At 62.1% G+C, this 20,881-nt stretch carries 13 protein-coding genes; 1 reads left to right on the top strand and 12 read right to left on the bottom strand.

The window, feature by feature from the left end; translation table 11 throughout:
- Window positions 1-17: 17 nt before the first annotated feature.
- The 8 genes from Q1W26_RS05905 to Q1W26_RS05870 all read right to left on the bottom strand — a co-directional run bounded on the left by Q1W26_RS05905 (window position 18) and on the right by Q1W26_RS05870 (window position 12,879).
- Window positions 18-2,888 (bottom strand): TrlF family AAA-like ATPase, encoded by a 2,871-nt coding sequence (locus Q1W26_RS05905; RefSeq protein WP_300437116.1) that lies wholly within the window; start codon window positions 2,886-2,888, stop codon window positions 18-20.
- Window positions 2,881-6,243, bottom strand: coding sequence for a DNA methyltransferase (locus Q1W26_RS05900; protein ID WP_300437113.1), 3,363 nt, complete (start codon window positions 6,241-6,243; stop codon window positions 2,881-2,883). Before Q1W26_RS05900 ends, Q1W26_RS05905 begins: the two co-directional genes overlap by 8 nt.
- Window positions 6,244-6,248: 5 nt before the next feature.
- The gene (locus Q1W26_RS05895; protein WP_300437110.1) at window positions 6,249-7,175 is read right to left on the bottom strand and encodes an Abi family protein; all 927 of its coding nucleotides are present in this window, start codon (window positions 7,173-7,175) and stop codon (window positions 6,249-6,251) included.
- Window positions 7,176-7,334: 159 nt separating this feature from the next.
- The gene (brxC, locus tag Q1W26_RS05890; protein WP_300437108.1) at window positions 7,335-10,796 is read right to left on the bottom strand and encodes a BREX system P-loop protein BrxC; all 3,462 of its coding nucleotides are present in this window, start codon (window positions 10,794-10,796) and stop codon (window positions 7,335-7,337) included.
- 36 nt (window positions 10,797-10,832) lie between these two features.
- Window positions 10,833-11,396 carry a BREX protein BrxB domain-containing protein gene (locus Q1W26_RS05885; protein WP_276659966.1) on the bottom strand — a complete coding sequence of 188 codons (564 nt, stop codon included), beginning with the start codon at window positions 11,394-11,396 and terminating at the stop codon, window positions 10,833-10,835.
- The gene (locus Q1W26_RS05880) at window positions 11,386-12,180 is read right to left on the bottom strand and encodes a hypothetical protein (RefSeq protein WP_300437106.1); all 795 of its coding nucleotides are present in this window, start codon (window positions 12,178-12,180) and stop codon (window positions 11,386-11,388) included. Before Q1W26_RS05880 ends, Q1W26_RS05885 begins: the two co-directional genes overlap by 11 nt.
- A gap of 11 nt (window positions 12,181-12,191) precedes the next feature.
- A complete protein-coding gene (locus tag Q1W26_RS05875) occupies window positions 12,192-12,623 on the bottom strand; it encodes a type II toxin-antitoxin system VapC family toxin (RefSeq protein WP_300437103.1) in 432 nt (143 codons plus the stop codon).
- 1 nt (window position 12,624) lies between these two features.
- The gene (locus Q1W26_RS05870) at window positions 12,625-12,879 is read right to left on the bottom strand and encodes a type II toxin-antitoxin system prevent-host-death family antitoxin (protein WP_276659956.1); all 255 of its coding nucleotides are present in this window, start codon (window positions 12,877-12,879) and stop codon (window positions 12,625-12,627) included.
- Between the two features lie 110 nt (window positions 12,880-12,989).
- Between Q1W26_RS05870 and Q1W26_RS05865 the strand changes: the two genes are divergently transcribed.
- A complete protein-coding gene (locus Q1W26_RS05865; protein WP_300437101.1) occupies window positions 12,990-14,153 on the top strand; it encodes an IS4 family transposase in 1,164 nt (387 codons plus the stop codon).
- A 72-nt stretch (window positions 14,154-14,225) separates the two neighbouring features.
- Here Q1W26_RS05865 and Q1W26_RS05860 read toward each other — a convergent pair whose 3' ends face one another.
- Genes Q1W26_RS05860 through Q1W26_RS05845 form a run of 4 tightly spaced genes read right to left on the bottom strand, consistent with a single transcriptional unit; the run spans window position 14,226 to window position 20,795 of the window.
- Window positions 14,226-15,236, bottom strand: coding sequence for a hypothetical protein (locus Q1W26_RS05860; RefSeq protein WP_300437099.1), 1,011 nt, complete (start codon window positions 15,234-15,236; stop codon window positions 14,226-14,228).
- A gap of 1 nt (window position 15,237) precedes the next feature.
- Window positions 15,238-15,723 (bottom strand): hypothetical protein, encoded by a 486-nt coding sequence (locus Q1W26_RS05855; protein ID WP_300437096.1) that lies wholly within the window; start codon window positions 15,721-15,723, stop codon window positions 15,238-15,240.
- Window positions 15,724-15,738: 15 nt separating this feature from the next.
- Complete coding sequence (locus Q1W26_RS05850; protein WP_300437094.1) at window positions 15,739-18,420, bottom strand: hypothetical protein; 2,682 nt, start codon at window positions 18,418-18,420, stop codon at window positions 15,739-15,741.
- Between the two features lie 2 nt (window positions 18,421-18,422).
- Window positions 18,423-20,795 carry an ATP-binding protein gene (locus tag Q1W26_RS05845; protein ID WP_300437091.1) on the bottom strand — a complete coding sequence of 791 codons (2,373 nt, stop codon included), beginning with the start codon at window positions 20,793-20,795 and terminating at the stop codon, window positions 18,423-18,425.
- Window positions 20,796-20,881 lie beyond the last annotated feature (86 nt).

The following is a 20,881-nucleotide window of genomic DNA, read 5'->3' as shown; positions in this document are numbered from 1 at the left end:
CCCTTGGTCTCTTCGCTTCAGAAGTGATACTTCTCGCTTCGTTTCTTGAAGGCCTGCTCTGAGCCTTCCATGATGTCCAGCACTGCCTCGGCCACACCCTTTTGGTCCAGTCCCCCCTGGGCGCGGCGCTTGCCACGCCCTTCCCGTGCTTCGAGGGCATAAATTTGCTCAGCATCCGCGTTGACCGGCAGGTTCGCGTTGTGCGTAGCGACTATTAGCTGCCGCTTGCTCTTCGCTGCCCTGAGGTCACGAACCAGGGTTTGGTAGATGAAGCTTGAGTCCAACTCATCCTCGGGCTGGTCAATGACGATGGGGCCTTCGCCGCGAGCGAGTATCAGATTCAGGAGAACCGTGTTTCGCTGGCCCTCTGACAGCGCGCCGCTCATCGAGCCGGCAACGCTTCGGTCTTCGCGCAAGAGCTCGACGTCGATACCATCACTCACCCGGGAGATGCGCACGTCCTCCCACAAGGGGCGGACGTTGTCACTGTCAAGGTGCACGAACAGAGACTGGTGGAGGCCTTCCAAGAGCACTGTCTCCAGCAGCGACGTATCGGTTCTTGCGGTTTCCAGCGTCTCCCAGACGGACGCATCGTCCCGCAGTTGCCAAGCCTTGAGGAGCTCATCACCGTAGTCGTCCCATCGGCGAGCAAGCTTGCCGCGCTTGTCCGCCGGAGCCAACCGCGCCCAGGCCGACTTGAACGATGCTTCGTCTGCCATGAGGGCGGTGGTCAGGCGGACGGTCTGGGAGGCCACGGCTGCCTGGATGGCTTCGGCCGTTGCCCGTCGGGCATCGAACTGCGAGCGCCAGACCGCGTGCAGCTCGCCGAGCACCTGCGGAAACTTGTCCGCTTCGGTTTGCACCTCGGTCAGTCGCTTCTGTCGGTCCTCGACCAGCTTTAGCTTCTCCTGGCGCTTTTCTTCCAGGCCTTGCATTCGGGCGATGTCGTCTTCACGGATACCGCTTGCTACGCAGGCCGCACGGAAGCGCTCCTGCACGGCAGCAATTTCTTGCTCGGTCACCTGGGTGGCGCCTTCCCCAAGGCAGGCGGCCATCGCCTGCTGGTAGCCGGTCATGGCGTTGGTGATGGCCGCGGCCAAGTCCGCCCGCGCCTGCTCCATGTGCGTCATCGAGGTCTCGAACCAATCCGCGCCCGGCCACTTGTCCGCGTTGGCGGAGAGCGGCTCCAGCGGCGTGCCCAACTGCAGCAGCAGCTGGTTCACCGCTTCCACCACGGGCGCATCCGCCGACTTCATGCGATTGAGATGTCGGCGGGCCTCCAGCGCCAACTGGTTCAGCTGCGAATCTTCTTGGACCGCCTCACGCGCCTTCAACTGCCGTTCCAGCTCGACGGCTTCTTGCTGAGCTTCGGCGACCTCGGCTCGCAAGCGGCCGGCATCCCGGGTGCTCTGGAAGAGTGACTTCAGCCGCGCCTTGAGGTCGCCCTCAGCTGCCTTGAGCTCCAGCAGCGAAGCACCGGCCGCCGTGTCAATCAGCGCCAAGACCTGCGCCTGGCCCTGCACGTCGTTGGTCATGCGACTGAGCTCGCCTTGGCTGAAGAACTGCAATTGGAGCTGTCGGAGCACGGTGTTCAGGTCTGCTACTTCGCGACCATCTAACCACCGTTGCTGGGCTGCCGGCTTCCCGGGTGCGTAAACTAACGTGTCCGACACCCCATTGCCCACTTCGAAGGTGACCCTCAGTTCCGCCTCAGGCGGCAGCGACTCCTTCAGCAGCCTGCGCTTGCGCTGCAGTGATGGGTCTTCCTCCTCGCCCTTGGCTGCGTGCTCCTCGTGGCCAATTGCAAACCGCACGTACTCCAGAAGGGAAGACTTGCCGCTGCCACGACCACCGATGACGCAGTTGAAGCCCTCCGAGAAGTGCACGTCCTGGTCTTCAAGAAACTTAGCCCCTCGAACTGAGACCGTGGTGATGCGCGGATGCACCAGCGCCTCGCTCGGGCGAGCGCCCTGCAGCTGGATGCGGGACAAAGGGTCCAGGAATGCCTGCCGCAGCCCCTCGATGGAGGGCTTGGACATCTTGAGCCAGGTGTGCCGGTAGCCCAGCGAGTTGGCGGCGGGCTGCCCCTGGCCGTCCGGCTTGAGCGACTTTGCGTCCGACGACATGACGCAGGCGGGGTGGCAGTCTTGCCTGGCCCAGGCGCGGTCGCGCCCCTCAATAACGTCAAGTACGCGTTGAGTGGGTGGGTTCGCCGTCACCTCTAGCGCCAACAGCTTCTTGTTCTTGTAGTCCTCGATGTGGCGGGGGTCACCCAGCAGGCCGTCGTTCTGGTCGGAGTGGGCCGCAATGACGATGCCCTGGTGCTGCTCTTGAACCAGCTCAATCAGCTCCTTAAGGCTGACGGTGGCGTTATTGCGTCGCAGCGGCATCGGACGCCCCTGTCGGAAGCGCTCGTTCTCGTCGAGACCCAGCTTGCACAGAAGACGATTCGCCCGCCAGACATGGCTGGCCTTCTTGGCCGGCTCGAACAGGCACAGCACGTGGTAACCGATGTCCACCTCGAAGCCGGGGAGGATGTGCAGCGGTTGGCGCCCCAAGTCCCTGGCGACCGACTTGTTCTGCTCCACCAGGTGCGTCAGAAACCAGTCCCGTGGGTCCGTCTTCTGCGAGAAGTTGTGGTCCGTGACGCCAATCAGCTCGAGCCCCACCTCGTGGCAGCGACGAAGGTAGGCCCGCGCAATCTCCTGGAGGCGGTTTTCATCGGGCTTTGCTGGTCCCACAACGCCGTTGGCATCCGGTGCCGGCACAACCATCGGTCGGCGCGGCTCCGGCAGCCGGGTGTCAGCATCGCCCCAGTGCGCGGCGTCTTCCGGCGTTTGGACCTGGAAGTCGCACTTGAACCATCGCATCCCTTCGTAGTCAGCCACAGCTTGCCTCCCGCGCTGCCTTTTTCTCCGCCACCGTCAGATGGTGGTCATTGATGCGGTCGCCCTTGAACTTGTGGAACCACGGGGCGCTTTCCACGTCCTTGCCGCGGTCCTTGTCCCAGGTGACGTTGAGTTTGGGCTTCTTGTTGTGGCGCAGGACCTCGGCGGTCATGAAGGGGCGGATGTTGAGGCGCACGCCGTCGTTGAGGTCGGGGTTCCAGCCGATGGGCTGTTCGGCCAGGGGCTTCCAGCGGACGAAGATGTCGTAGGGCGGCTCGCCTTCGAGGATGAGCTCGAGGCGGCGCTTCAGGTCCTGGGCGGCGGCCAGGCGGGTCTGGGCGCCGTCGATGCCATCGCGCACGCCGGCTTCCTGCTGGCGAATCCAGTCGCCCAGGTAGGTGTGGATGAGGCGCTCCAGGTTCTTGGCGTCGAGCTTGTGGTAATTGACCAGCGCGCCGAAGCCGTCCTTGAGGCCGTCCCACACGTGCCAGATGAAGGGGCGGTGGTGGAAGCGCTTGGCGTGCTGCTCGAAGAACTTCTCGCGCAGCCACACTTCCAGGCTCTTGCCGGCGCAGTCGGCCTCGGCCAGCAGGCGGTCGAGGGTGGAGGCTTTCCAGCTTCCCGGAGTGACGGTTTCCCAGGCGTCGATGAGCAGCGCGAGCAGGCGCTCATAGGCGGGCTTTTCACCGCGCACGGCGGGCAGGCAGACTATGCCGTCGTCGTCGGCATGGGCGGCGAGCTTGTCAGTCTGCGAAATCCACTGGCGGGCCTCGTCGGCGAGTTCCATGTCGGCGTCGGTCTCGGCCGGCCAGCGGTAGCCGAGCAAGCGGGTGACGGCGACCTGCAGCGAGTCTGTGGCGGGCTGCGGGTGACCGTGGAACAGCCACTGGGTGGGGTTGTCGGAATAGGGTTTGGGGAGGCCGTTGGGGTAGCGTTCGGCGGCAACGCGTTGCCAATGGGCGAGCTCAAAAGGGACTTTGAGAAAAGTCGCGTTTGTCACCTTCAGCGCTTGGTCGACCTGTCGAATCGACATGCGAAAATCGGGAGCCGAGCAGAAGCACCAAATTGCTGTCAGATTGGCTCCATCTCGTGGAACGATTACACCGGTGTTGTTGTCATAAAGTGACCCTGAGAACAAAGTCGCTGGAAATGCTCCCATCTGCCCAAGCGCAATACCGTCGCGACCATAGGCCTGATTCTCGGTTCCTGGGCGCAACATCCCTTCACCCTCACGTCGCCAGTCAATTACGTGCTCTTTACCAGCGAAGTAGCTGGTGATAGGTGGGACGCTCTGCTGATATCGCCAACCATCTCTTTCCGTCACAGGTTCCCAAAAGCACCTAATCCACCGCTCGCCGTCCCCAGAGACGATGCCTCGCATTGAAATTGCAAACTCACCGAGCAGGGAAACGTGACCTTGCTCTTCTGAGATGCTTATGCGCCCGTCAGGGTTACTTAACTGTCTTAACTGTCCGGAAAGGCATAGCGGCCCGTCGGATAGCGCAATTCGTTTTTCCAAAACGTCCGTTGCGCTGCTGGCGTCCAGCCCGACCAGCACAGAATCAGAGCTTGGAGGTCGCCGCGACTTGGTCGTCAAAATAACGTTAACAACCTCCCCACTTATCGTTTCGAAGGCACCAGCACCCAGCCGAGCTAACAACTTCCAGGAAACGGACTTCAGAAGGGTTTGCCTCTGATTCGCGTAGCGCCCGAGGAATAGCCAGTTTTGCGGCATGACAACTTGTACGACTCCAAAGTTGTCCTGACTCAGCTGCAGACAGCGCTCAAGAAATACATTCGCGAGGTCGCCCTTGGCGTCGCTGTAATGCTTCTCCACGAAATGCTTTAGCGTTGGCGCCTGTTTGTTTCGTGAGAGGTAGGGCACATTCGTCACAACCAACTGGTAACGCGCTTCCAGCAACCGCGCCGCATCAAGGAGGCCGCGAGCGGTCAGGGCGTTGTCCCACGCCTCGTCCTGCACCTCATTGCCCTCACCCCACAGCGTGGCGGGGCGCTCGGTGGATAGCGCCCGTTCCAGCAAGTTGCGCAAGGTGTCGAAGTCGGTGGTGACAAGGTCGTTCTTCAGGCTGCGCGCCGGGTCGAGCAGGCTGCCCAGCAGCGGCGCCTGGGAGAAGCTGTCGTGCAGCAGACGCAGTTCCTGGCGCAGGTAGGCGGCGTTCGGCACTTCGTCGGGAACCAGCGCCATCCAGTCCGCAGCCCGCGCGGCCACTTTCAACCCACAGCAGGCGATGTTGGGCGCAGGCATGTCCTCGCGCACGCCTAGCGGTTCGCCTGCATCGTCTGGAAAACGCCAGGCGGCGAGCGCCAGCGCGAACACCGCGATTTCCACGCAACGCGGGTCCAGTTCGAGGCCATGCAGGTTATCGCGCAACGCCGCATCCACCGCCTCACGGGCGGAGAGGTGTTCCGCTTCTATTCGCATCGGCACCAGCATCAGGAAGGCGGCCACTAGGAAGTGGCCCGAGCCGCAGCACGGGTCGAGCAGCTTGAACTCACTCAAGCGGTCGGGCCAGCCTTCGAACTTGCCTGCGGCGGGCGTGCCATCCTCCAGCGTGCGCAGGTAGGTCAGCGGTACCGGACAGGTCTCGCCAGGGTGGCGCGTCACCCACCAGGCGCCCAGCGAGTTGTGGAGCAGGAAGTCCACCATGTAGGGCTCGGTGAAGAGCTGGGTGACGGCGGGTAGCTCGTCGGCGCCAATCTTCACTTCCGAGGCGTTGACCTCGTCCTTCCGCTTGGCCTGCCAGAATTGGTAGACCCAGCCCAGGCTGTCGCTGGCCTGGAACACCTCGGTCGGCAGCGCGGCCAGCAGGCGTTCCAGCTCGCGTTGATGCTCGGGCGCGAAGGCCAGCTCGAACACCGGGCTCTGGGGCTTAAACACCTGCGGGAGCATGCGGGCGGCCAGCTTGCCGGCGAGCTCCCACTTGGTTTTGGCGCCCAGGTTCATCATCGGGTCGGTTTCCTGCACCAGCGCTTCGCAGTCGTCCAGCGACACGGCTGCGCCCGGCTCCCATAGCAGCAAGCCGTTCTCCGCCAGGAAGCGGGCGAAGAGCATGCGGTGCCAGTGCTCGTAGGCGACTTCCCAGACCAGGTGCTGCAGGCCCTGGGTGTCGTCGGCTGCTTTGTTATCGCCAAGGGCTCGGCCGTGGGCGCGAAGGCGGCGGCGCAGGGCCTTGAGCTCGTCGGTCAGGTAGTCTGGGGCCTTGGCTTCGCCTACGGCGAGTTGGCTCAGGGCTGCGCGAGCGCCCTTCTCGGCAGCCTCCCGGGCGGCTTTGACGGTGTTCTCGAGCTGGGTGCGCAGGGGCTTGGCCAGTGGCTGGTTGTGGTGGGTGCGCATGGAGGTCAGTTCCAAATCGGGTCAGCTTCCCAGTTGGCAGGGAAGCCCAGGTCTGCGGGAGCGATGGCGGGATGCGCCTTGAACAGGTCCATCAGCCGTATGGGCCATTCATCGTGGGTGTCCACGGGACGCGAAAACAGACGCATCACCACGGCCAGGCAGTAGTAGCTCTGCTGGTCGGTGAAGTGCTGGGGGGCCTGAGCATAGACCTCGGGCCGATAGGCAAAACGGCGGTTCCAGACGCGGCCGTGGTGGGCGCAAATGTTGCGCAGGATGGTCAGCGCATGCAGCCACGACTCAAGCAGGCTTACGGACAGGCCAAAAGCCTTGGCCACCACTTTTTTGGGGTTGGGATGCTTCGCGTCGGCCTTCTGCAGGTGCTTGTACAGCACCGACCATTTGCCGAAAGACAGGCACTCGACCATCAACCAACTTGGGGGGAGCAGGGGCTCGGTGTAGGTCTTGAAGTAGTGCTGGGCGAACAGGTCTCTGGAGCGGTGTGTCTCGCGCTCTACCTCGCTCAGGAAGCTGCCCAGCGGAAACGGCTCGGTTCCGCCTCGGCGGCTTGGTGCGTGCCCCAGAACCTGGTCGGGGTAGTTGAGATACCAGAAAGGCCCGTACTGCAGCGACATCTGATTGCTGATGACGGTGCGCACCGCGACTTCGATGCGCTCAAGCTGGCCGAGTGTGATGCGGCGCAGCTCGCGGTCCAGTTCGTAACGGGCGACGATGTCGTCAAACTTCACGCCGGCCTTGAACACCCGCCCAGCAGGTGTGGTGTTCATCAGCGGAAGTGCGTAGCCGCGCAGGCGGAAGTAGCCGATGAAGTTCAGGGCACGTTCAGCGTCTGCGGGACGGGGAACCGCCAAGCCCTTGGCTTGCCATCGAGCCAGCAGGTCGGCGTTTGACAGGGCAGGTTTGCTGTACTTCATCACAAACCGGCCGCAGAAATGAGAAACCCGCCATGGGAGCACTGTGCATGCGCTTTCGCGCAAACCTGAAGTGTGGCGGGTGTTGTTGCCACGATTATAGCAAGTAAACGGTTATCGGAAGACATGGATATCACAGCCAGGAGACGGGACAACGCGTGGTCACAGTGCAATCGGGCCTTGCTTTAGCTTGGTGCTGAGCAATGCTTCCACTTCTTCCAGCCAAGCCTTGAGCTCGGACTCGTCGTTCAAAGTGCGTTTGGGCAGCGGGACATAAACGACGTTCGGCTTCAGCAGCTGTACCGCGGCATGGCGGGCCGCCTCGAAGCGGCTGGGAAGTGCCTGGGTTTTGGCGACCCAGTGCTCCAGTTCGCAGTCGTCCAGTGCGTCCTGTAGTTGCTCAGGCGTTCCGAGCTGAACTGCTTCCGCTGCAGTCAGGTTGTGCTTGGCGCTGAGCTCGCCACGTTGCGCATCGCTGAGCCTGTTCCAGTCGGCGTCGGCCTGGAGTTGAGCTTGCTGATGTTCGAAGGTTTTCTGGAAGGCTTCCAGCTTGGCGTTCAAGGCCTGGCGCAACAGGTCCACCGTCTTGTCCAGCAGCGGGCGGACGGGGTCCGGGTCGGACAGCAAACTGCGTTGAGCCCCGATGGCATCAACATCGGCTTTTAGCGCAGCGTAGGGGCCCAATGCCTTGGCGTGGCGCAGCAACTCAATGAGCTTGCGCCAGACGGGCAGGCGCTTGGCGATGTCGTCAGCAGTTTGGGTCCAGGCCTTGGAGAGCCCGACGAGTTCGTCGTAACGGCTGAACAGCTCCAGCAGCTGGGCGTTGCCGGTCTGCCCCTCAATAGCTTCAAGGGCCGTGAGTTTGGGCGTCTCGGGCGTGGGGGCCTGGCCACCCGCCTTCGATGCCTGGTCCCGCAACTTGGCGAGTAGTGCCGGCAGCTTGATGAGCTCTTCCTTGGGTTGACATGGAACGCCCACCGCGTCGAACAGCTTGCGAATCTTGATGAGCTGAATCGGCGTGATGTTGACGCTCTCACGCTGGAAGCCGGTTTGGGTGAGTTTGGCCCGGTCCATACTCTTGGCATCCACGGGCTTGGACGTGGCATCGATAGCCTTGATGTGTCCGGCAGCCAGCAGGGCGTACAGCGCCCCATCAATGGCGTCGCGAGGCCAGCCGAAGGGGGGTGCCTCGAAGTTGTCGCGAATCTCGGCGCCTTTCTTTCCAGGGCCGATGTAGGCAAGCAGCTTCTGGCAGACCGGGTGCTTGTCGGCCTCCTGGGTGTGGCCTACGGCTTTAAGGGCTTCGAGGTTGCCCTTGCGCGCCTCGTCCAGCACCTTGCTCCACATGTCGTGGTCGGCGGCATCGAACTGGCTGTAGAGGCGGATGGCCGAGGAGCGGGTTGCACGGTTGATGCGGTCAGCCAGGTCGTTGCCGTCCAGGGCCTCCTGGCCGCCGGCCTGGAATACGCGAACGCCTGCAACGAGCAGCTCCAGCAGCTCGACCAACTCCCTCTCGGCGGTGCGCTGCCGGCTCTCCATGGAGCGCTGGGCGTCACGGCCTTCCTCAGTGGAAGGACTCCCCTTCTTCTGCAGCGTGGTGCGTGCGGCTTCCAGCGCCACGATGGCGTTGGTCAGCTCGGTCTTATGCTGGGCAGGGAGGAAAGCAAAGAGCGTAGGGTTGTCGGAGCTCTTGGCCTTGGCTTCAGCGATGACGGATTTTTCTTCAGTCTGCCAGCCGTCCTGAATCCATAGGTAGAGGGATTTGTCGTGGTCTTTGGGCAGGTTGTCGTCGTAGATGGGTGCGAGGCGGCGCTCGACGTTGTCCTTGCCCTGTACGACACGCACCTTCTTCAGGACGTCGCTGAAGCGGCCTTTCAGCAGGTCGGCGCGCTTTTGCTCCACCCGCTGGGGCGCTGCCTTGAGTTCGGCCTCTTGGGCGCGGAACTCGTCGTACCAGGCGCTCGACTCCCGGGTTTGCAGGCGGTACTCGGTGCCACTGCTCCCCGCCAGGGCCATCACGAGGCGGTCTTTGTTCTGAAGCTCACCCAGCAAGTCGGGCAGCTTCTTGCGAAGCTCGGAGGAGCCCGCGGAGAGGTCGGTGACTAAGAGGTCGGCCAGCGCTTCTTCGGTCGCCTTCAAGCCGATGTCCAGCGCAGCATCGGCCGGCAGCTTGTTGATGAGGTAGATGAGCTTGAGCAGCTTGGCCTTGAGCTGGGCGTCCGCATCCCCCGCCGAGAAGCGCTGGACGTTATCGAACACCTCCTTCGGCAACTGGGCGGTGGAGACGAGGTTGGCGGCAATCTGGTCATAGAGGAAGTCGCCGGAGACCACGTGCCCCAGCGGCGCATCGGCCGTGGCCAGCACGGCCTCGTGCACCACGCGCAACTGGCTACGCAGCTGGGAGACGGTGCCGGTGGTGTCGATGGTCCGCAGAACGCGTTCCCAGAACCGGCGACGTACCGGCAGGAGCGGGTAGTCTGAGGTCATCACGTCTTCGTCGTCGGTGACGTGCTCGAGCTTGGTGCCGCGCAGGTGGCGCGAGATTTCACCCAGGTTGGCACGCCAGACATGCTCGATGTCTGGCTGGGCTGACGGCTTCTTGGCCAGGATGATTTGTCGGGTGACGTTCTCGACGTCCCAGTCGCCCAGCATCACCTGTACAGGGAAGCGCCCCATTAGGCGCTGCAGGTTGGCCATGCCGGACAGCGCGGATTGCCCCGTGGCCACGAAGAGCAGCTTCCCATTGAAGTGCTTGGACAGGGTCTCCGTGACCTCCTGCACCTGGAAAGCCTTCTCCACGTCGTTTCCGACGAACTGCTGAACTTCGTCCAGCACCACCAAGGTCAGAGGGAACTTGCCGTCGACCGACAGGGCATCCGCGATGGCGGTGGTCATCTGTTCGCTGGTGACGTCGGTGACCTGCGGGAACTGCTCCTTCAGGAGCTTGCGGGCGTCGGCCTCGGTGTGGGCCAGGCCAGGCCGCGCCTGCAGCAGGGCTTTGGCGAGGTGGCTGGACACGTACATGTGCGGAAGCTCCTGCGCCAGCGAGCGCCCGGCCGACTTCAACTCCGCCTCCACCGTGGGCAGGATGCCTTCTCGCGTCATCCACAGGACAAACTGCGCCTGGTTGTACTGCTCGGGCAGCCCCTTCGATTTGAACACGATGCCCAGCAGCGCCAAACGAACCTTGTCTCCGGCACCGGCCCCAAGCTTGCCGGCAGCGGCGTGCAGGGTGCCGTGGCGCCTACCCTGCATGCTGAGTTCCTTCAGGTGCTCGAAGACGCCGGTGGGGAGCTTGGCAAGGCTGCGGGCCGTGGCACCGTCGGCGAACTGATAGTCGGTCCAGAGCGTGCGCAGCATCTTGGCCAGGTGCGACTTGCCACTGCCGTAGAAACCGGAAATCCAGACCCCAGGCTGCTCGGTCCCCGCATCCAGATTCAACAGGAACTTGTCCAGGATGGTTTCCAGGCCCTTCTCGTACTGCCCGTCGCAGACGAAGGATTCCAGCTCGTAGCGCAGGATGGCCTGGGCGGCATCGGAGTGGTCTTCGGATACCTCGGCCACGCCGTTGTTGACGAGGCGGTTCTCCTTGGGGGGCTTGTTGTAGATGTCCCGGTTCAGCATGGTGGTCTTGGCGGTGAAATGTTTGGAGGGCGGCGGTCAGTCTTTGGCCAGCAGCGGGACGGCCAGGTAGTTCCAGCCGTCGCGTGCGTCGAGGAGGCGATAGGTGTGATTCTCTGGATGATGCTCACCAGGGAAGAACACTAGCATACGACCTTGCACCGCTTCCTTGATACCTTCTACCACGGACGAAACACGAGCGAGCCCAAAGAGGGTACCAACACCGAGCAGGGCAACGACGGTGTCGGGGCCGGCTTCGGCGCTGATGCGCGTTTTGAGTTTGTCATTGAGGTTGGCGACGAACTCGGTCAGTTCGCCGTTCTGGTATCCAGCCAAATCCTCGGGGCATTCGAAGTAGGCGTCCCGGTACTCCTGGGCTGCCATCCACTCAGGGAAGGCGTTGGTAACATCAAGGAGGAGCCACTGCTTGCCTGCTTGCTGGGTCGCCAAGGCGAACTCCTCGACGTTGGCGCGCAGGCGTAGTTCATCCGTCTTGTCGTAGACGGCAAAGATGACGCGCTGAATCGCGGCCAAACCGGGTTGCCAGGGAACGGTGAGGTGCTGACGGTAAGCCGAAATCAGTTTGGCGACCTTAGACGACATGGGAAACCTCTTGGCGGATTTGCTCTTCTTCGGGAGTGAGGTAGCCAGGGAAGCGCACTTCCTTGACGCCCCCCGCGCTCATGAACACGATTTGCCCCCGGTGCGAGGCGGAGTTGGCTAGCCCTTCCAGCTCGTCCGGGGAGCCAGGGAGGAGCTTCATCCAGGCTGAAGTGAACAGGCTCTGACCAGTGAAACCCTCGAGATACCCGAGAAAAAGGGCGAAGGTGACGTTCGCGGGGGTGATGTGAGGAACCACCCGGGTCTTACGGGTACGCCCAGCCAGAAAGCCAGCCTGAGTCCAGGTGCCATTGATGTTCTGGGCGAAGGATTTGAGGGAGGCCGGACTGAAGCGACCTGGGTCGTCGCGGGAAAGCAGTGCCTCGAGTTCTTCACGGCGCACGGCTTCGCCTGGCTGTTTGGCGAGCATGAACTCCCATGAGCGGCGCAGCAGCGGGTCACGGACGAGCGCCAGGGTGAGCGCCAGAACTGGCTGTGCGTCTTCGTCCTGCGTCCAGAGCTTTCGGAAAGCGCGAAACGCTGCGAGTTCGGGCGCAAGGCCATACAGGTCTGCCAGGTGACCAAAGGCGAGCTCTCGTGCTTTGCGGGTAGGTTTGCCCAGTACGTTGGCCTCGACCACCTCTCGCCGGTAGTCCTCCTTGGTGGCAGTCTCGGGCTGGTGATTGAACAGCGTGCGGAGCTCACCGAGCATCATTGTTCGGGCCGCATGCGCGCCGTTACGGCCGAAGCGGAAGCCGAATTTGGTGAGGGTGGAGTCAGTCGTCACGAGGGGCTACTTCAGCGGATGCCGCGGCTGGCGGAGATTTTGAGGGACTTGGCGGCTTTCAGGAGCCCGTCATCCAGGGTCAGGATTTTGTCTGCTCCCTGATTCTTGGCAATCGCAAGATGGAGAGCCCCCCCTTCTCGGAGGCCGGACTCGAAGTGTGCCAACAAAGTCCGCGCCAAGTCGTAGTCGGCTGCGCTGGGGAGCCAGACCTGGAAGGATTCCTGAACGAGGGCCTCAAACTCTGCGAGGACTGAGGCCGCTGTCTGGGTAGAGAAGTGCTGAGCTTTCACCCCTTGAGCAACCAAGCAGGCGAATTCAACCCGGGTCCAGTGACTGACAGCCAAACTGCCGGCAGCTTGTTTGGCCAGATAGGACTCGACGAGGGGGCTCACCTCTTCGTTCAGCACGAGAGGTGCGACGAAACTGGTATCCAGGTAGAGCATGTCAGCGCTCATCCTCCCGCTGGCCCTGGATAAGCAGCGCGGAGGGCTTCTCCAGACGCGGGAGCTGGGCGCGAAACTGAGCGCGAGAGGCAAGCGGAGCTTTGGCCTTCTCCAGGCCACAGAGGCGAACGATGGGTTGCCCATGCCGGGTGATGACCACCTCTTCGCCAGCGGCTACTTGAGTAACGAGCTCGCTCAAATGGGCTTTGGCATCCGCCAGGCTGACTGTACGCACAGCTCGCTCCAGATTGGTCATGAAAGTAGTCAAATCATACCCTGGGAGATGACATCTTCAAAACCAAGCGAGGATGTACTTCCGAGGCTGCCTCGTGCGAATGGAGTGTCGGTTACGTTGAGCGGATTGTCTTGAATTTCGGTGATCTGCTGATTGGGGGCGGGGTAGATCGCCACCTGACCTTGCCGCGCATCGCGGCGATGATGATGTCCGGAATGTGCGCCAGCGTGCAGGCCGAGCTCGACACCTTGTTCGGCCAGTTGAAAGGCATGGCGGTCCGCAGTCGGGAGGTCAGCGCGCAGGCCTTCAGCAAGGCGCGAAAGGGGTTCTCGGCGGAGCTGTTCCGGCTGGCCGGCCGGCACCTGCTGGCGCTGGCTCAGCCGCGGATCGATGCGGCGCGCTGGAACGGCTTGCGCGTGGTGGCGGCCGACGCCTCCCGGCTGCGCGTCTCGACCCGCGCCAACGCCAAATTGTCCGCCGATCACTACGCCTTCGCGCTGTTTCTGCCCGGGGCCGAGCTGACGCTGCACGCGAGCCTGCACCCGGCTGATGGTTCGGAGCGCCAGATGTTGTTCGAGGCGCTGGACGAACTCGATGCCGGGCGTGACCTGCTGGTGCTCGACCGCGGCTATGTCGGCAACACGATGGTGGCGTCCCTGGCCCAGCGCGGGCTGGGCTTTTGCCTGCGGGCCGACACCCGGGGCTGGCGCTGTGTCGCGGATTTCCTGCGCTCAGGCGCCTCCGAGCAGGTGGTGACCCTGGCCGCGCCACGCGCCGCCGAGGCGTCGATCTACGAGATCCAGGCCATTCCGACCACGGTGCGGCTGATTCGCGACGTCACACCAAGCGGCAACATCCGCGTGCTGATGACCAACCTGCTCGACGCCCGGCGCTATCCGGCCGAGCAGTTCGGGGCGCTCTACCACCGCCGCTGGCGAGTGGAGGAGGCCTTCAAGCGGATCAAGCATCGCCTGCGCCTGGAGGCGCCCAGCGGGCTCACCTATCTCGCCTTTCAGCAGGACTTCGCCGCCAAGGTCCTGGCTGACAACCTCAGTCAGCTACTCAGCGCCGAAACGGAGACGCCCGACGCCCGACGCCGCGTCCCGCCCCAATCGAACCTACGCCCAGGGCCCCCTCAAGCCGATCTTCGCCGGTTGCCTTCTCGCGCTCGAACACGCCCGAAACCAGCTTCAGACCGTGCTCGACACCATCGCGTGCAATCACTGCCGCGTTCAACCCGAGCGAAGTTACCCCAGACCACGACGCGTCAAGCCGCACCACCATTTGGCATATAAGGGGGCTTAAGTTGGGAGCATTGCCCGCGACTGAACAACCGACCCCCTCAGCGTTCTCTGGTCACATCAACCTCAGACCAACACCGTTAAACTCAGGTCCAATTTTCGCATCGCCTCGCGCAACTCGCGCTGGTGTCCCGGGTTCATCTGCCCTCGATCCACCTCACTGAATTCGATGCCCTTGCGCAGCAGGCGGCGCAGCGGCGCCACGAAAAGGCGCGTCTGTTCGCGCAGCAGCTCATGGGCGGCGGCATCGGACTGGTTGCGATGAGAGACGTCGAGGTCCTTCGCCATGATGCCGATCCGGCTACACTGTTGCGCGAGCTTATCGGCCTCCCCGCTATCGACGGCGTGCAGAAGCTCCACCAGAAATCTGGAAATAGCGCCGTGGAGTTCGGACCACTTGCGATGCAGGGTGGCCAAGTCGAAGTCGATCGCTTCGTAGGTTTCAAACAGCTCGATCTGCTTCCTGCCGCTCTCACGGAGACGTTGGCTTTCCAGGGCGAGGCGCACCCAAATCTCAATCCGGTGGATCTCCGACCGCCTGCCAGCGATCATTTCCTGCGCTTTTTCCGCTTCGCTGCGCGCCTCGCTGGCGCTCTTCTGGGCGACCAGAGTCAGCACCGCCAAAGCCACAGCGAGCACCGCAGCGAACGCACTGAGGTCATCGAGGGGGCTCTTGGCTTTGGGGTCGTCGGGTAGCTGCTGTTGCGGTAGCGAAGCCTCGCAGGAGCGGGCTGGCATATGGGTGAGGACGGTCGTGCAGGGCTGCGGCCGGTTATAGTCGGTATACAGTTTCGCAGATAATGTGACTGCAATGCCCAGCGCCGCCGCCACGCCAATCTGGGTCCAGACCGGCCAAGCCTCCTTACGCCGACCGAAGGCAACGAACCCCGCTATGCTAATCAGATAAGCTGCCATGCCGGCGTGCACGGCGCTCCTGTGCAGAATATTCAGGCCGGCACCCGCTTCAGCGACTTTGGCGATTCCGACCGCAAGCACAAGCAGGGCCAGGGCCAGCAGAGACGGATAAGCGCGCAGAAAGCGCCAGAGCGCTTGAGTCAATCGAGTATAGCGCTCCATCTCACCAGCCCTTATTTCGCCAAAGGGCAACCACGTCACAAAGCTTCTCACTCAATTCAGTTGAGCGCAGCCGGTCCTTCTGCATAAGCAACACAGCCAATTCGGCATCCGAAGCCCCGTTGAACTCCTGATCCACTCCGGCAACCCGTAGCTGGGGATGGGCACTCAGGTAACAATAAGCCTGCCGCGGACGAGTGTTCCACAACCTCAGGCCCAGGGCCTGCCCGCTGGGAATATTGGGCTGCTGTTTCTGGGCCAGCGCCTGGGCAAGCTTTTTTTGCTCACCGTCAAATTCGGGTTCGAAGCGGTTGAGCATCAAGTCGATCACCAACAGATCGAAGGGGGTGTTAGCTTTGGCCTGCCGTTGCGCCGTACGCAGGGCACCTGTCATGTCGGGCAGCATCAAGACCTGATGACCCTCGTTTTCGAGGCGGGCAGCATACACCCTCATGACGTCAGGCAGATCGTCAACAAATAGTATTCTCATGCCATCACCTCCTTTCTAAACCTGTTGAACCGCCAGGGGCCAGCACAGTTCGGCCTTTACTTGCACCAGATCATCCTCGGATTTCCCCACGAATGGTTCATGCTCAATCCGCAACGTGCCCTTGACGGCCTGTGTCAGGCGGATGGCATTGGCCAGCCCGACGCGGGCGCGAGCCTGAGGCACTGGGCCGATTTGTGCCGTCACCGCACGGGTGCCTACCTGGGTACCGGCCGCCACGTCGGCGTAGGCACAGTTGGTAATGGTTAGTTGCATATAAGACCCTTCATCGGCCAGGGCCAGCTTAAGCACGATCTCATCTTTGCCATGGCGAAAGGCATTTTGGAGTAGTACCCGTGCCACCCGCCGTAGCATCATCGGTGCCGGCAGCTGCAAAAGCCGCTCGCCAATTGTATCGATCACGCTTACTTGCCGCCGCTCGCCGTACAGCCAACGCCATGGCCTCAGCAGGTTTTCCAGCCAGTCACTCGCGATCACTTGCTGACTCTGGCCTAGCTCGTAATCCAGGTCCTCCTGGAAGCGAGTGCTGGCCCTACCATCGGGTCGCAACACGTCGAGAAAATCGCGCCCCAACTCGGACAGCCCTTCGAGATAGTGGCGCAACATGTTCAGGCGCTGGGTCGTTTCGGCATTGACCAGCTCGGGGTGCGTCCTCCAATGTTCCTCCAGGGCTTCACAGTGCAGCAAGGCGGCAGCTGCATCGGTCTTGACCTCATGCATTACGGCCGCCGTGAACGCCCCACGTAGCTTGCTCTGCTGCACGGCAGCCGCCAGAGGCGGCAACAAGCGGCGTGCCGCATCGCTCATCAACTGGCAACGCAATTCGGTGAAGTGAAAGCGATAAGGCGAATGCACCACCATCAATGCGCGCCCAGAATCTTCCAACGGCATGGGCACCGCCAGCCAGGATCCAATGCCCTTCACTTCTTCAGAGAGGAAATGGTAAGGCTTCGGCAGCGCACCGAGCCTTGATGCATTGCCTCGGGCCAGCCAGGCTTGGAAATCCTGGATCGCCTGGGCCTGCCAGAACTCGTCGGAAAACGCCTGCCGATGCGGCGGCAACATGGGAAGCGGGCTGCCGTGCTCCTTGTATTTGCGATAGATCAGCCCCCCGCCTGCCACTGCCAACCACTGCTCATCGCCCTGAGCCAAGGCGAGATACCAGCCGGACAAGGGTTGCGGGCGAGGATCAGGCGCACATGCCTCCTCCTTGGGCAGCAAACCCCAGACCCCGCCGGCGATGGCCGGATCGCCCCATTGCTCCAATAGTCTTGTACAGATGCTGGATAAGGCTTCGAAGGGCTCGGCGTCACGGGCTCGGGGCTGTTCGATCAAGCTGTCCTGCAACGCTTCAGAAATCCGGTTGAGCCAAGCGCGTCTGCATTCTTCATCGCCTTCCCTGAGCCATCCTAGCAATCGGGTTCCCAGATCCTGCAACAGCCCCTTCATGGCATCAACTTCTTCGCGGACCAACGGCCCATCGAACACCCCCGCAATACGCAGGGCGACTTCCGCCAATTCTTTGTCTTCCGCATTCAAGGATTTCAGATGATCCCAGCGTCGATCAAAGTCCAGCAGGACGCGCAACTTCCCATCAAGATGGACGGGAAACTGGGCGCGAGTACCAGCATCCCCGAATTCGATATTATTGCAACCTTCGTGCTTAACCACGTCTGTGACCGGCTCGGGGGTGCAGACGTAAGCAGGGTCTGAAACCTTCCTGGCCTCCGGGTTATCGTCAAGCAAAAAGCCCGTTTGCATCCAGTGCGCAGCGTCCGGTTTGAATCCCCCTCCCCGCTCAAACAAGGGCATTACCAAAGGCGAAGGCGGTATGGATTCAAGAGCAGGACTTGACGGCAAGTCCGCCACTTTGTAAATCCGCAACCGGGTGATGCCGTGGCGTTTAGCCAGATAAAGGGAGGCTGATCGTAATCTGCTATTGAAGTCGGGCATCGCCTCCAGATCGAACAGGTCGGCGTCGTGGATGGTCTCTTCCTCGCGCCAATCGCGGATAAGCCAGTAGTACTCGCCTACGGGGTATAGACGGGTGTAGCGAAAGACCTCCTTTTCGGCATCCCAATCCAGCCGCTGTGGAGATCTGGAGCCACCATCAGGTGAACAGAGCTCCTCTTCCAGCAGGCGCAACAGCTTGCGGTCGTGCCGGGTCAGTGGATTATCTTCACCGTGGTTGGACCACACCACGTCCAGGCTGGCCAGGTCGATGATGTCGATGGCAGGGTCCAACCGCTTGGCAAGCTGATCGAGAGGAAATGAGGACTCTCCAACTTCGGACAACGACGAGACCGGAGTGCCTTCTGACTGCTCAGCCAGTTTGGGAATCTGGCTGAGGTCGATGGGCTTGCGCAGGTAACCACGCAAGCCCCAATGCTCGACGAACTCGTGGCGATCCAGTCCAGAGCTGCCAGAAAGCAGCCAGGTCACGGACAATAACTTTGCTGCGTGGAGTGTCTCTGCCCAGGCTTCGAGCGCGCGAAAGCTGCCGCCATGCAGGCCAAAATCGAGGAGCACGATGTCAAGGTCATCTCCACTTGGCTGCCAGTCGGAGACATTTCGCCCGATCTCAACCTGCCAGCCTTGCATGGCAGCATAGATCTCCACGGTCTTGGTGAACTCGGCGTTATCGTCGATCAACAACAGCCGCAAGGGTGAGGAGGACATGGTCAGAGTTCGATGGGGAAGGACAGTCGGAAATGGGAGCCAAGGTAACGCCAGTCTTCAACGCATTCCAGCCGCCCCCCCGCCTCTGTCGCCAGGCGGCGTGACAACCAGAGGCCCATGCCATGACGTTGACTCGTATCGGCAGCAAAAGAATGACCGGCTTGCCAAAGGCGAGCACGAGCGGCAAGACTCAGGCCGGGGCCGTTGTCCCGCACGTCGGCATGCAGCCAAGCACGGCCAGGCCCGCGCTCAACATCTAGCAAAAGAGACACACGGCGGTTGTCTTTACGGTAATGGTGTTTTGCGGCATTGAGCAACAGGTTGACCAGAGGCAGGACAAAGGCCGCCGAGGGAATGGGCAAGGCGATGGGCGGGGCCGGGCCTAGGTCCAGGGCCAGATTCTTGGAGGCGCATTCCGCCTCGACGATGCCACGGATGGTGGCGAGGGCCGAGGGCAGGTAAACATGGGTCTGACGCTGGGTCAGCCCTTCCAGCAAGTGTTCGGCCAAGGCGAGCGTATCCAGATGAGTGCGCTTGAGCACGGCCAGCCAGCCTGGCAAAAATGAAGGGTTTCGCTCTGGCTGGTGCAACCACACCTCGCCACTGCTCAGCAGGGCATGCATCTCGTTACGCAGGTTGAAGACTTCATGACACAGGCCTTGATGCGCCATACCCAGCTCGACGAAACTGCTGGCCTGCTGCGCCCAGGCCAGCCAGGCACGGGCAGCAATTCGAGCGATTAGGGCCGTTCGCCACCACGGCCAAAGCGCAGCCGGCGCCCAGTTGCGCGCATGACCCACCCCCAATATCCAGCGCTCGCCATCCACGTCGAAGGCTTCCCACACAGCAGGGCCACCGTGACTTGCACGCAATTCGGCATTGCCTCCATCATCGGCCTGGAGATGCAAGTCTCGCACCCTGCCGCTGGCAAGCAGGTGCAATTCTGTTGAAGCAAGGACGTTCTTCAGATCGGCGCGGATGAAGGGCGCGTCGCCTGCCGCCAGAACATCACTGGCGGGCAAATCAGGGTCGATGCGTACCAGCATGGCAAAGCGCACTTCAGGCAGGGCCGCGATATCGGCGAGCAGGGCATCAACCGTCTGCTCGATATCCTCTGCGCTGGCGTTCGGAGCACTGGGGGCCGCTCGGACGACGCCCTCTTCCCAGATGGCTTCGCCATCGAGCAGTCGCATCAGGTGGTCGTGCGACAAGGGACGGTGGAGGGAGCCCGTAACACCCAGGCTTTGAAGCTTTTCCCGCCTGGCGAAGGTAGTTTGTACGTCGATCGGGTTGGCAGTAAGCAACAGGAAGCGAGGCAAGGGCTTGCCAGCGTGACGGCGTGCCACCACCTCGATCAGGCGCTCGCCCAAGCCCTGACCAGGCAGATTGTTGTCCACCATGACCAGATCAAACGCTGTTTCGCTCGTGAGGTCGGCCACACGGGAGCAGGCGATGGCGAAGTGGTTGAGTTCGACCAGAACCGTTTCGACTTCGGCGCCATTCAGACGATAAAGCTCTGCAGAGGCCAGCAATGCGCGCTCGTTGTCATCAACCAGCAACAGCCGGACACCTTTCAGGGGCGGGTGCTGCGGCACTTCGTCCGTGATCGTGTCCCGGCGCGAGCCCCAAAGCAGGCGGAAGCGCAGCCGCGCGGCTGTCTCCATGCGCTCCCAGATGCCCTTTCCGTGGGCATCCCGGTGATGAATGAGGCGGCTGATGCTGGCATGCGGGTTTTCCGGGGGCTGGCGAACGTCCAGCACTGCAGCCTGAACACGATCACCTTTCACCAGGCCCATCCGCCTCAGGCCTTGCCGTGCAGGAAGCCCTCCCACCGAACCGTCCTCCCAGGGTAACTCTTCCACTGAGATGAACACCTCGATGTCTGGCTGCAGGCATCCTTCGTCATGCTCTTCGCCGTCGATAGTGAGCAAAGGCCCCGTCTCATCCAGTTGCACCAGATAACCCGCCACCTCCCCGGTTCGCTTGGCCACGACCTCGTAACTGACGATGCCATATACAAGATCGTCCTCTTTTAAGGGTAGCGCGTCCCAGGGGCTGTTGGCACCCCAGCGCTCATTGACGAACCATAGTCTGCCCTGCCATTCTCCTCTGGCGTGCTTGACAAAGACCGCCGGCAGTTCCGTTCCCTGGCTATAGCCCGGTAGCTCGCCAAGTAAGGCGGGCGCCCTCCGGGCCAGACTCTCATGTTGATAAAGGCGCCCGGGTATCGGGTATTCCTCCCCCGTATCCGGATCGATCAGGGCAACATCGGAGTGATCCAGCGACGTTCTGAGGACACGGGCGCGAAGGATACGACCGGTAAGATCTGGTTCGTTGCCAGACGGCACGGGACTGCCCGGGTATCGAGGATTCATGACTGGCAGGATCGGTTCGTTGGGTTAAATCAATTGGAGCGCGTGTAGGCGACATCCTACATCCTCGGGCTACCCATTACGGGACT

Source organism: Zoogloea sp. (assembly GCF_030157465.1).
Classification (GTDB): Bacteria; Pseudomonadota; Gammaproteobacteria; order Burkholderiales; family Rhodocyclaceae; genus Zoogloea.
Note: the sequence above shows the minus strand (reverse complement) of the source record. Positions and strands in the feature narration are given on the sequence as shown.